Here is a 13,325-nt window from a genome sequence, read left to right on the forward strand (position 1 = left end):
CATATTTTATATCTCTATCAATACGTTATCTTCTTTTTAAGAGCACACCTATTTTGAAAGGAAAGATAGAAGTAGTGCTAAGATCTCTTTGAAATAACAAAGAAATTTTTTTGTTGAATAAATAGCAGTGATCATCAAACATTTATTATTAATTTAAATGAAAATATACGTTTTAATAGGAGCGATCCTCTTTATATAATAATGGTTCATGAAGTTATACGAAGAAGTCAGATTTGGGGGTTAACGTGTGGTTTGAACAATTTGGCGTACTCAATATTTGGACATACCTTGCTGGTATGTTCTTTATTATTCTTGTTCCTGGACCTAACACACTTTATGTACTAAAAACAAGTGCATCTGGCGGTGTCAGTGCAGGTTACCGTGCAGCATTTGGTGTCTTTTTAGGTGATGCAATTTTGATTTTCCTCGCCTTTATTGGTGTCGCCTCTGTAATAAAAGCCTCCCCAGTTCTCTTTACTATTGTCCGTTTTTTAGGTGCTTTTTACCTTCTTTATCTGGGAATAAAAATTATTCATTCAACTTTTTTTTCCAAAAAAACACATGCTGAACAAACAGCGAATATACAAAAACATATTTTTAGAAAAGCACTCACATTAAGTTTAACCAATCCTAAAGCAATCTTATTTTATATTTCATTTTTTGTGCAGTTTATCGACTTTAATTATGCACATACAGGGTTATCCTATTTAATCCTAGCCTCTATGCTTGAGGCTTTTAGTTTTATCTATCTCTCTTTTTTAATATTTGGCGGTGTAGCGCTTGCTCGATTCTTCGGCTCTCGCAAAAATATTGCTAAGTTAGGAAATGGTGTTATAGGCATTTTCTTTATGGGTTTTGCTACAAAATTAGCGACATTATCATCATAATTAAATGTAGTAAAAAATGAGAAAAAACGGCAATCATTGACGAATTGCCGTTTTTTATTTCCATGTTTAACTAGTTCTGATATCGCTTAACTGCAGTTATCTATATCGAAACTACCCTAGCATCTGGTATCATTGGCGACTTATCAATTTTCTTGCCATAAATAACTTTGTTTTTCAAATCGTCCAGTATTTGGGTCTTAAAAGCTTATTGATTGATAAAGTTTTTAAGGGTTCAAAACGTAACATGAAAACAAAGCCTTGGTTAGCAAGTTACAGAATAATCAGCAACGATATAGAACCGTAAAAAATGAGCATCCCAAAAGAGCAGTATAATTTCAACAAACTCCAAAAACGCTTACGCCGTGATGTTGGGCAAGCTATCGCTGACTTTAATATGATTGAGGAAGGCGACAAAATCATGGTCTGCCTTTCTGGTGGTAAAGATAGTTACACACTACTTTCCATCTTAATGAATCTGCAAAAAAGCGCACCAATTCATTTTTCACTTATTGCCGTCAATTTAGATCAAAAACAACCCGGATTTCCTGAGCATATTTTACCTGAGTATTTAAATGAACTTGGTGTGGAATATAAAATTGTTGAAGAAAATACCTATGGAATTGTCAAAGATATTATTCCTGAAGGTAAAACAACTTGCTCGTTATGTTCACGTTTACGTCGTGGTATTTTATATCGCACAGCGACAGAACTCGGCGCAACGAAAATTGCTTTAGGTCATCATCGTGATGATATTTTAGAAACGTTATTTTTAAATATGTTTTATGGTGGCAAACTTAAAGGCATGCCACCTAAATTAATGAGTGATGATGGCAAACATATTGTTATTCGCCCTCTCGCTTATGCACGTGAAAAAGACATTGAGCGTTTCGCACAAGCCAAACAATTCCCAATTATTCCATGTAACCTTTGTGGCTCTCAACCTAATCTTCAACGCCAAGTAATTAAAGAGATGTTGAGAGATTGGGATAAACGTTATCCAGGACGCATTGAAACGATGTTTAGAGCAACACAAAATATTGTTCCATCACATCTGTGTGATACTCAATTATTTGACTTTGCCAATATCAAACATGGTGATGAAGTTATTAATGGTGGTGACTTAGCATTTGATAAAGATGAGATCCCTGCTGTACCGGTGATGTTTCAAGAAGAAGATGACGAGCGCCCAGACTTTAGCCAGAATAAATTAGATATTGTTGAAGTTAAATAGGCCTCTATCACCTAAGCCTTATTGTCTTAGAGGCTTAGGATTTTTTTGATAAAATAATCGCCAACAATAATTTTAAGCAAAAAAAAACCGATGTTAATAAACATCGGTGTAATAATGGTCAATTATTCTGTATTAAGAACTCAATATGAGAAAAACTACAATTATGGAGCACAACGTTCATCGCTCAACGTTGTATTCACCTGCGAGAGTTATAATGCCAGATGTTCTATTTTAAAAAATTGATATATCTCAAACAGGGTAAGAGAATTCTTTTTTAAATCCATTTAGTTACGATTAATTTTCTGAATTTTTACAACCATCTACTACGCTTTAACCACCAAGTAACAATCACAATCAAAACAAAGAGAGATAAACAAAAAATGGTAAAACCATAAGGAAATTCATTTCCAGGTATTCCGCCTAAATTGACACCAAATAGTCCTGTTAGAAATGTTGTTGGTAAAAATAACATCGCCATTAATGACATAGTGTAAGTACGTCTATTCATCGCATCAGCCATCATTGATGTTATTTCATCAGCGATTACTGCTGTACGAGAAATACTACTGTCCAAATCCTCTAAACGTCGAGAAAGTCTTTCCGATATTTCAAGCATTGTGACTCTATCGCTATCACTCATCCACGGTAGCTTTTCGATAGAAAGCCTTGAAAATACATCTCGCTGTGGTGCCATATAACGACGTAAGACAATCAGCTGTTTTCTTAATAAGGCAAGCTCACCTCTCGCCGGTATTTGTTGATCGAGGATCATATCTTCTAATTCAATTAATTGATCATGCAGCGTTTCAACAAACTCCCCTATTTCATCGGTCACAGCATCTGCCATGGTAATAAGCCAATCACCACTGCTTTCAGGTCCATTGCCTAACTCTAATGTATGAATAACTGAATCAACCGAATTAACACGACGATGGCGACTTGAAATAATAGTTTGACTGTTAATATAAATCCTGAATGCAACTAGTTCATCAGGTCGGTCATTAGGATTATTATTAATTGTTTGTAAGTTGATAATGACACCTTCACCAATACGCTGTGCTTTAGGTCTTACGTTTTCAGCTAATAATACATCTTTAGCAATCGGTGGAAGTAATTCTGTATCTTGGATCCATTGTGCACTTTGTGGCTTGCGATAATCTAAATGTATCCAATATGGGGTTTCATTTGAAACAACTGTTTTTGGTGTTATTTCTATTGCTCCCCCATGTCCATCAAGTTGTGTGGCATAAATTGCATCTGAATCTTGCAAAATAGAGTCATTAATTGTTTTCACTTAGTTTCCTCCATACTCTTGCTTTAGTCGCAATAGATTAATTCATCATCTCTTTATCTAATTATTTTCAAAGCTTTATTTTATACTTTTTTCTAGTCCACTGTATATCAACACTATTTTTGTATAGTTAATCTAAAGCTTCTATTTATATTTCCCACTTTAGGATTATTACACTAAATCCAATTCGGATAATTACGTTAGTATATTAATACTGAAAATACCTATAGATAACTTCCTTTATTTATAGAAAAAATTTTATCTACTGTAATTTATAATAATTAGCTCCCTAGTGTATACTAAATATTATCTTATACATTTATTGCAACCTAAAAATAAGGTCATGAATATGAAAAAATTTCTCGCTATTCCTTTATTTTTACTTTTAGTCGGATGCAATGATGCAACATCGACTGAAAGTGCTAATACTGCCTCTACTTCTGATACAACAAAAACACTTCTGGTCGATTCACAACTTTATGACTGTGTCGGTGTTGCACCAATGAAATGCATGAAGGTGAAAGAACTACCTTCAGGCGAATGGTCCCTTTTCTATCAGAATATTGAAGGTTTTGAATATAAAGCAGGTACTGAATACACATTAAAAGTAAATGTTACAGATATTCCTAATCCCCCAGCTGATGCACCTAGTGTAAAATATACACTGGTAGAAATTGTCGATAAAAAGTAATTTTTTACTTAATTCAAGCTCACAATAGGCCGTATTCACTATTGTGAGTAATTCATCTATTAATATTATTTTTCTGATAGTTATTATTAACAAATTGATAAAATTTATTAATAAGCTATTTATGTAATCTCATTTTTTATTATTTATTATAGATAAGTCTGCTAATTTTTTTTAAGAGTAATTTCAATCAATTAACATTGAAATCGTGTTTGAATTTACTAAAAATAGAGTTCTTTACATCAACATAGAAACTCTATAATGAATAAATTAGTCTTTTTTTTAATTAGTTTCGCTTTATCTTATTCTTCTACATTGCATGCTAATAATGAGGCAAATACCGTCTATGGCGGTTATATGCATGGAAAAATAAAAGGTGATACAGCAAAGGGGATGATTGTCAGCTATCGTTATGAGACAGGAAATACGTGGGGAATATTAGTTTCTCTACTGCATTTAAATTCAAATCATAAAGAACCCTTTAAAGATCCTCGTTTTATCACACCATCAATAAAACAATATAAAACTAAAACTACAGCTCTATTAATCGGTCCTACTTATAGAATAACACCGACCTTTTCTGTTTATGCCCAAATGGGGCCCAATAAATTAAAACATAAAGAAGATAAATTTCATCCTGAAATAGAGGTAACAGACACACATATTGTTGAGACAACAAGTGTTATTGGTCAAATAGGTATCGATTATCACCCAACAAAAGAGATTGCAATTAACTTTGGCTATCTTTATTCCGATGTCACAGCAAACAAACGTCACATTGAATTAAATAGCATACAATTATCTTTAGGTTATCGTTTTTAAATCACCCTGAAAAACTATAGTTTTATTTAACAATAAATAGAATGCTAATAGGTGGATTTATCTATAAAAGGCTTAAATATAGTAATAAACACATCAATTTTTATTGTATTTAAGGAATTATACCTATAAATAATATGAAATATAATATTTAACATCGGACACATTGCACAATTAGTCAAAACAAAGTGGCAAAAATGTATTAACATCTCTTCTGCAATGTTTATTCCTTTTGAGTCTCCTTCTGTTTTTATAACAGAGGGACTTTTTTTTTATACATATATTATTAATTGCCGTAACAGTTAGATACAATAAAAAGCGTGCAAACAGGGCATTAAAAATATAATTTATATCCAGACAATAAATTAATCTGCTTTATTTTGCTACGCCCCTTTTAAAAGGGGTTCTTTTTTTATTTATATACCCTCTTATTTTATACACCTCCATTTATTCAAAATTAATACTGAAAACAAGAATTTTTTAGTTTTCTTTTTTGTTTTTAAATAAAAAAACACCTCAAAGTAAGGTATTAACTTTGAGGCATTATCTATTTTCTCTTACTATTTTATACAGCCTCATTTCACCAATGGCTAATTTCAAGTAATCTATTTCATTACTATTTTAATGCTTTAATATATACAGCGTATGGCTATAGGCAACATCTTCAGGATTCTCAATGGGATAACCCTTCAACCAAGGTTTTATCAATCGTCCATTAGTATATTGATAAATAGGTGCTATTGGCGCATCCTCAGCGATAATTTGCTCTGCTCGGTTATATAAACTATTTCTTTCATTTGCATCAATCGCCATGCCTGACAATGTCAAAACTTCATCATATTGCTTATTTTGATATTTAGGTATATTGCCTGCATGTTTAGAGCCTAATAAACTTAAGAAAGTAGAAGGTTCATTATAATCACCAACCCATGATGCTCTTATCACATCAAAATCCCCTGAGTTTCGGCTGTCTATATACGTCTTCCATTCTTGATTGCGTAGTTCGACTTTAACCCCTAGCTTTTTCTTCCACATAGAAGCGACTGCAATGGCAATTTTCTGATGATTTTCCGAATTATTATATAACAATGATAATTTTAATGGATTATGAGATCCATATCCTGCTGCTGCCAACAGTATCTTGGCTTGGCTATCTAACTCATCTTGATTATATTCATCGTAAATAGTTGATTCTGGTGTAAAATTAGCCGTAACATCTGGTGTGAAACGGTTTGCTGGCTTTTCACCAGTGCCTAACACTTTATCGGTAATGATTTTTCTGTCTATTGCCATTGCCAACGCTTTACGTACACGAATATCTTTTGTTGGCCCTGATTGAGTATTAAAAGCATAATAATATGTTCCTAATTGATCTGGTATATAAACCTCATTAGGAATATCTTTCATTAGTTTATGGTATAAATTTTTAGGAAATGACTCTGTTATATCGATATCACCCGCTAAATAGCGTTTAGTTGCATGTGATTCATGGTTTATCGGTACAAAAGTGACTTTTGTTAATACTGTATTTTTATGATCCCAATAATAAGGATTAGGCGTTAATACAATTTTTTCATTAACCACTCTGTCTGTTAAAACAAAAGCACCATTTCCAACTAAATTACCAACCTTGATCCAACCAACACCATATTTTTCAATGCTATGGCGAGGAACTGGGTATAAAGAAAAATTCGTTGTCAGACTTGGAAAATAAGAAACGGGCCGCTCTAACGTCACTTTTAACGTTTTTTCATCTATTGCTTCTACACCCAATGAGCTTGGTTTTAATTTTCCATCAATAATTTTTTGAGCATTCTCAATAGAAGCGAGTGAAGCATACCATGCAAAAGGTGAAAGATTTTTAGGGTCAACTAATCGTTGCCAACTGTAAACAAAATCAGCCGCGGTGACTCTTTCTCCATTAGACCATTTTGCATTATCACGCAAAGTAAAGATCCATACACGATTATCTTCAGTACGCCAACTCTGAGCGACGCCAGGAATAGCTCGCCCATGTTCATCTTCTATCGTCAACCCTTCAAATAAATCACGTTGCACTTGAGCTTCTGTTAAACCAACGGCATTAATAGGATCAAGTGACGCTGGTTCATCTTTTAAATGTCTAACCACTTCTTGTTTTTTATCAAGTATCGTTCCAGCTGGTACTACCGCCGCATTTACCTGCGATAGGAATAATCCTTGAACGACAAGTGCACATGAAATGACGAATATTTTGCGCATGACTGTTTCGTCCTGTAATCTGTATGAGAATGAACTGCATAATTATAAGAGCCTGATAAAAAGGCACAATCACTGATTACAAATATTTTATAAATTTTTATGTTTTTCATGGTCACTATGCAAATAGTGGCAAGTTTTAATAATGGTTAAGCATTAACAAGATTTTTCGTTAATAATTTAGTATTAATAATAATTAGTCTGACAACTAATAAAGGAGAACAACAATGGCACATCAAGTTACTTTACAAGGAAATGCAGTGACTCTGGCGGGTAAATTCCCAACAGTAGGTCAAAAAGCTGCTGATTTCTCTCTCGTTGGTAAAGATCTTAATGATATCTCTTTAACAAACTTTGCAGGTAAACGTAAAGTTCTAAACATTTTCCCAAGCGTAGATACGGGTGTTTGTGCTGCGAGTGTTCGTCAATTTAATAAAGTTGCAAATGAACTAAATAACACGGTTGTTTTATGTATTTCAGCTGACTTACCTTTTGCCCAAGCGCGTTTTTGTGGTGCTGAAGGTTTAGATAATGTTGTAACATTATCTACAATGCGTGGTGCTGAATTTAAAGAAAACTATGGTGTTGCCATTACATCAGGCCCATTAGCAGGCTTAACTAGCCGTGCAGTGATTGTGTTAGATGAAAACAACACTGTTCTCTACACCCAGTTAGTTGATGAAATCACAACTGAACCAAATTATGATAATGCATTAAATGCACTGAAATAATATTCATTATAAAAAATAGACGAGCATTACGCTCGTCTATTTTTTATGCAGAAATTCCTACAACAAAATTAACCTTCAGATTTTTCATTCTTTTTATTTGTTAAATTATATTCTCTCAATTTATTGGCAATCGCCGTATGAGAAATGCCTAAACGTTTTGCAAGTTTCCGGGTACTTGGATAATCGCGATATAAACGTGTTAAAATTGAAGCTTCAAAGCGTTTTGTCATTTCATCTAAAGAGCCTTCCAATAAATCCTCATCAAATAGAGTTTCATCTGTATGTTCAGGTAAAGTAATATCCTGAATTCGCAGAGTGTTTCCTACTAATTGTGCCATTGCTTGATAAACAGTATTTCTTAATTGGCGAACATTACCAGGCCAACCATACTGTGTTAAATAAACTGATAATTCCGGTGATATTACAGGTTTAGTTGCTTGCTGCTCAATACAATATTGGTTAATAAAATGCATCGCTAACGGCATAATATCGGCTTTTCTTTCCCGCAGCGGAGGTAGAGTTAACGTTAATACATTCAGGCGATAATAGAGATCTTCTCTAAATAATCCTTTTTGCACCAACTCCCACAAATTTTTCTGCGTCGCACAAATAATACGAACATTGACATTAACCTCGTGCTCCTCACCTACACGACGAAATGTCCCGTCATTTAAAAAACGTAAAAGCTTAATTTGCATTTGAGGCGACATTTCGCCAATTTCATCAAGTAAAACAGTTCCTCTGTCTGCCTGCTCGAAGAAGCCTTTTTTTCCTTCGACAGCATTAGGGTAAGCTCCTGCAGCATAACCAAATAATTCACTTTCTACTACATCATCAGGCATTGAAGCACAATTGAGTCCCAAAAAAGGATTTCTAGCGCGGGAACTAAGGAAATGACAGGCTTTAGCAAATAAATCTTTTCCTGTACCGGTATCCCCCACCAATAGCAGTGGCGCATCCATTTTTGCCATTTTTTTTGCACGTTCAACAAGTTGTTTCATTTGAGAGCTAACAGCAATAATTTTCTCAAATTCATGATTATCACTAACAATTAATTTTGAACTCTCATGAATAGCATCTCGATATTTCAATAAAATAAGCGCGCCGACACAATGATTAGATTGGTTATCATCTGCAAGTTTTATTGGTACTATTTCCATATCAAAACTTTGTTTTTTTAAATTGATTGGAATAATTTCAGCTGAAGGATCTTTTTGTTCTAACCAACGATGAATATTAAAATTAGGGATCAGTTGATTGAATGATTTCTCGCTATTATCGTTAGCATCAAGTTCAAATAGTTGACGAGTTGCCGGATTTTGTAATTTTATTTGGCCTTTAATATTAATAGAAAAAACCGGAACTGGCACAGATTCTAGCAGTGTCCACATGGCTCGATGCTCTTGTTCTGATGGCATAAATGCAACCGTACGAACATCAATAACACCATTTATTCGCCGTATTTCCGCCATTAGCGGTTGAAATATATCAAAGTCAATCTGTGAAAAATTCAGGTAGATAAGACCTATTGGAAATATTTCAATTCCACGCAAATCAATATTTTTTAATACTAGTAGATCTAACAATTCACGGGTTAACCCGATGCGATCTTCACAAGTGATCTCTAAACGCATTATAAACCTTCTTAATACTGAGTGACCCTGAACTTATTCTAGATATTATACATAAATATCAACCAAATAAAGAGCCTTGTCAGCAAAAGTTGACACTACTAGCATTTATTTTTACACAGATAAGCTTGTATTTTGATTTTAAACCTGAATTATTTATGCTTTAAAAAAATCAAATAATGAAAATGAAGAGTTTTTTATTATTTTTTTTAGCTCAAAATCAATAAGATATTCGATATCTTTTATTAAGGGGCCTAATTCTCGGCGTATTACTTTCTTAATAGTTTTACAGCCATTATCAAAACAAAAAAGAAGATACTCTAATGCATTGATTGCCTGTTCTTTTTTATCTGCCTCTCTTAGATATTCAAAAAATTCTGATGTTTCTTTTATTTGAAATGGTTTAGGTTGTTTTTGGTACTGCTTTTTTTTAATTTCATAGATTGTTTCACTAAGAATGGGGATCAAAATACTCAATTGTTTATCAATATTTGACACATTAAGAGTAGAACTAAGATAAAGCTGGCGTCTCTCCTTCGAGAGTTTTTTTATTACTGACATCTGTATTTCTTTCATTTTTCGACCTAATTAAAAGTATTATTTGTTAACTCTTTACCTATTTCTTATAAATAAAACTATCTTTCTTTTTTAATAGAAAATTGCCTACAAAGTAAGTTTTAAAAATATATTAAAATAATATTTCTGTGGTAAATATTTTACCGTGATATTTAACGCTACTTACCCTATTAAACTCAATACTATTTTCTATCAAAAAGGGAATATTTTTATAGAAATTACGAATATTTCACTAAGAACACAAACATTATTCAATGAATACAATAGATTATAAATACCTTTCTTTTTGGATAGTTTTACTCTTTTTAAAGATAATTTATTGAACTAATTTCATTAATAAATAATTACAATATAATAAATAAAAACAGACGGAGTTTTATAGCATGAAATTATTTATTTAAATATAAAATATTGACATTTACATCATGACCGTAATTTTATACAAACTTTTTTTTCACAAATTTTTGATACAAAAAAACCGTAGAAATAACTCTACGGTTTTTATTTAAAATAACTCAATGTTAGAAACATTATTTTATTCTTTTTTCTTACCACTAATTGTATTTTTTAATTTTCCTATAAGCTCTTTTCTAAAATCACCCAACTTTGGTTTATTATCATCGATCCAAGGTAGTGGTCGGCATAATTCCATTGCCTTGATCCCTAAACGTGCCGTTAATAAACCAGCACCAATTCCTTGGGCTGCTCGTGTTGATAGTCGTGCAGCTAGATCTTGAGAAAGCCAATCCATTCCGACTTCTCTTACTAGTTCAGTAGCACCCGCAAATGCAATATTGACTAAGACAAGGCGAAATAATTTTAAGCGACTATAGTATCCCAACTCTATACCATAAATTTCAGCGATACGATTAATCAAACGAATATTACGCCAACCAATAAAAGCCATATCAACCATCGCTAGCGGGCTTACTGCTATCATTAATGTTGATTCTGCAGCAGAGCGACTAATTTCAGCTCTCGCTTGTTTATCTAAAATAGGCTGAACTAATTGGCTATAAAGCTCTAATACTTCCTTGTCATTATGCGTATCATGTAATGCACTTTGCCAACGAATTAGTGCAGGATGTTGTGAGTGTATCCCTGCTTGTTTAGCCAATTTCTCACAAAAAGGTCGACCATTTCCCATCGCATGACTATAAAGTAATTCTTTTGCTTTATCTCTTTCATCTGCTCTTTGGCGTAAGCGATAGATACGACGCCATTCTGTTATTACAGAGCCAATTCCTGCAATAACAATTAAGCCCCCTGCGCTTGCCGCACCTAATGCAATCCAATCCGAGTTTATCCATGACTCATAAATCCATTGCCCTGTTTGAGCGATAACGCTAATCCCTAAAATAGTACTTGCAACTGTGATTAAGCGTTTCCATACACTTTTTTTAGGTTTTAGAATAGATTGGATATCACCTTCTAACTGCCCTTCGTTTTCTTCATCTAATTGAGGATCAATAGGTAGAAATGCTTCATTCTCCTGAAAATCAATACCTTTCTTTAAGCTTACTTCATCTTGAAGTATGGGCTCTTTAAAATCAATTCGTGATTTTAATGGCTCATTCATTTTAATTTATCCCCTAACAAGAATTCCATTGCACTATCCATACGAATATGAGGAACTGCGCTATCTCTTGATATTTGTTGTGGTCTAAAAGATTCGAAACTAAATCCTTGTTTTTCCCAAAATGCTTTTTCAGGCAATCGTTTAGGAACTTCACCAGGAAAATACACCAAAGGCTTGTTATCACTTAAACGAAAACCTTTTAATGCTGGGATTTTTTCACCATGGTGATCCACAATGCCACTTTCAGTTGCAGCAATAGAGGCAAGCCCCATGCAATCAATACTGATCCCCTCAAAAATAGCATTTTGTTTAGCATCTTGAATAAGTTGTTGAAGCAATGAAACTAAATTTTCGTGCTGGTCAACTGTAATATGATCAGCTTTAGTCGCTGCAAATAATAACTTATCAATACAAGGTGAAAATAAACGCCGAAGTAGTGTTCTTTTACCATAATGAAAGCTACGCATTAATTGTGTTAAAGCCTGCCGCATATCATTAAAAACATCAGCGCCTTGATTGAGAGGTTGCAAACAATCCACTAAAACAATTTGCCTATCAAAACCTTGAAAATGATCTCGATAAAAACCTTTTACCACATGCTGACCATAATATTCATAACGTTGCTTTAGCATGCCAATATTAGTCCGTTTATCAGCATTTTTTAATTTAGTAATATCAAGCTGTTGTAAATCGGGCCAAGGGAAAAACTGCAAAACAGGCGCGCCCGCTAATTCACCAGCTAAAACAAAACGACCGGGTTGAATAAAATGAAGCCCTTCTTTTTTACATGCTAATAAATATTCAGTATAAGCGGAGGCAATATCCGCTAATAATGTTTCATCAGCAGGTGCAAAGGGATCGCATTTTTTAAGTAGTGTTTGCCAATTTTGTTCTGGCAATGTTCTTTGACGATTTACCTTATTCATTTGCTCTGACCATTCAAAATAGTCTTGCTCAAGCATCGGTAAATCTAATAACCATTCGCCCGGGTAGTCAACAATCTCTAAATAAAGCGAAGATGTTTCTTTGATAAAACGTGTTAATGATTCATTTGAGCGATAACGTAGTTGTAAACGAATTTCACTCACTCCTTTAGTCGGAACCGGCCAACTTGGAGGCGTGTGATAAAGCGATTCCATTCCTTCGTCATAAGTAAATCGGGGGATATTTAAATTATGCTGAGGAATACGTTTTACACCCAATAGTTGCTTATCTCGTGCCGCTGAAAATAGCGGTAAACGCGCACCTGTATGCACATTAATAAGTTGATTAACTAAAGAAGTAATAAATGCCGTTTTACCACTTCGGCTTAATCCAGTTACCGCTAAGCGAAGATGTCTATCAACACCACGATTAATAAAAGCTGTAAGTTCATTTTGTAGGCGCTTCATGTTTCTCCCAAGACATTTGACGCGATAGCTTATTTAAACCTGCTTTAATAACAGGCTCTGCTATCAATAGAACCAACCAACGTAACGGCTTGCTACTTACGCGTTTTATTATACTGCCAGTTATTGCGGCTGGCCCAAATAAAGTCAATAACATTACCCCAAATGTTAACCCTTTTTTGGCAAAGTAGGTGAGTTTATTTGTTTTTAACGAGGTATAAGCTTGATTAATATTCATAGCACTCTCCTCAATCAGGAATTTTGCT

Annotated in this window: 12 protein-coding genes; 5 read left to right on the forward strand and 7 right to left on the reverse strand. The window is 33.7% G+C overall.

The window, feature by feature from the left end; all coding sequences use genetic code 11:
• The first annotated feature begins 245 nt into the window (after nt 1–245).
• Nucleotides 246–887, forward strand: coding sequence for a leucine efflux protein LeuE (leuE, locus tag ABN217_RS03900; RefSeq protein WP_349438910.1), 642 nt, complete (start codon nt 246–248; stop codon nt 885–887).
• 307 nt (nt 888–1,194) lie between these two features.
• The gene (gene ttcA / locus ABN217_RS03905) at nt 1,195–2,118 is read left to right on the forward strand and encodes a tRNA 2-thiocytidine(32) synthetase TtcA (RefSeq protein ID WP_196553127.1); all 924 of its coding nucleotides are present in this window, start codon (nt 1,195–1,197) and stop codon (nt 2,116–2,118) included.
• A gap of 310 nt (nt 2,119–2,428) precedes the next feature.
• On the opposite strand, the gene zntB is transcribed toward ttcA, so the two are convergent.
• On the reverse strand, nt 2,429–3,412 hold the full coding sequence (gene zntB, locus ABN217_RS03910; protein ID WP_196553128.1) for a zinc transporter ZntB: 984 nt from the start codon (nt 3,410–3,412) through the stop codon (nt 2,429–2,431).
• Between the two features lie 346 nt (nt 3,413–3,758).
• Here zntB and ABN217_RS03915 point away from each other — a divergent pair, with 346 nt between their 5' ends.
• Entirely contained in the window at nt 3,759–4,100 is a 342-nt protein-coding gene (locus tag ABN217_RS03915; protein WP_072067970.1) for a DUF4377 domain-containing protein, read from the forward strand.
• Nucleotides 4,101–4,358: 258 nt separating this feature from the next.
• Complete coding sequence (locus tag ABN217_RS03920; protein ID WP_196553129.1) at nt 4,359–4,919, forward strand: Ail/Lom family outer membrane beta-barrel protein; 561 nt, start codon at nt 4,359–4,361, stop codon at nt 4,917–4,919.
• 618 nt (nt 4,920–5,537) lie between these two features.
• Here ABN217_RS03920 and ABN217_RS03925 read toward each other — a convergent pair.
• On the reverse strand, nt 5,538–7,157 hold the full coding sequence (locus ABN217_RS03925) for a peptide ABC transporter substrate-binding protein (protein WP_284551680.1): 1,620 nt from the start codon (nt 7,155–7,157) through the stop codon (nt 5,538–5,540).
• A 224-nt stretch (nt 7,158–7,381) separates the two neighbouring features.
• Between ABN217_RS03925 and tpx the strand changes: the two genes are divergently transcribed.
• Nucleotides 7,382–7,885 carry a thiol peroxidase gene (gene tpx, locus ABN217_RS03930; protein WP_072067967.1) on the forward strand — a complete coding sequence of 168 codons (504 nt, stop codon included), beginning with the start codon at nt 7,382–7,384 and terminating at the stop codon, nt 7,883–7,885.
• 68 nt (nt 7,886–7,953) lie between these two features.
• Here tpx and tyrR read toward each other — a convergent pair whose 3' ends face one another.
• The 5 genes from tyrR to ABN217_RS03955 all read right to left on the reverse strand — a co-directional run bounded on the left by tyrR (nt 7,954) and on the right by ABN217_RS03955 (nt 13,297).
• Nucleotides 7,954–9,519: a transcriptional regulator TyrR gene (gene tyrR / locus ABN217_RS03935; protein ID WP_196553131.1), complete on the reverse strand. Its 1,566-nt coding sequence runs from the start codon at nt 9,517–9,519 to the stop codon at nt 7,954–7,956.
• A gap of 153 nt (nt 9,520–9,672) precedes the next feature.
• A complete protein-coding gene (locus ABN217_RS03940; protein WP_231619303.1) occupies nt 9,673–10,092 on the reverse strand; it encodes a hypothetical protein in 420 nt (139 codons plus the stop codon).
• Between the two features lie 535 nt (nt 10,093–10,627).
• A complete protein-coding gene (locus tag ABN217_RS03945; protein WP_072067965.1) occupies nt 10,628–11,671 on the reverse strand; it encodes a YcjF family protein in 1,044 nt (347 codons plus the stop codon).
• Nucleotides 11,668–13,062: a YcjX family GTP-binding protein gene (locus ABN217_RS03950; RefSeq protein WP_349459085.1), complete on the reverse strand. Its 1,395-nt coding sequence runs from the start codon at nt 13,060–13,062 to the stop codon at nt 11,668–11,670. The genes ABN217_RS03945 and ABN217_RS03950 overlap by 4 nt, the downstream gene beginning before the upstream one ends.
• Entirely contained in the window at nt 13,043–13,297 is a 255-nt protein-coding gene (locus ABN217_RS03955) for a phage shock protein PspD (RefSeq protein WP_196553133.1), read from the reverse strand. Before ABN217_RS03955 ends, ABN217_RS03950 begins: the two co-directional genes overlap by 20 nt.
• Between the last annotated feature and the right edge of the window lie 28 nt (nt 13,298–13,325).

It is taken from the genome of Proteus sp. fly-1067 (assembly GCF_040139345.1).
Lineage (GTDB): Bacteria > Pseudomonadota > Gammaproteobacteria > Enterobacterales > Enterobacteriaceae > Proteus > Proteus vulgaris_B.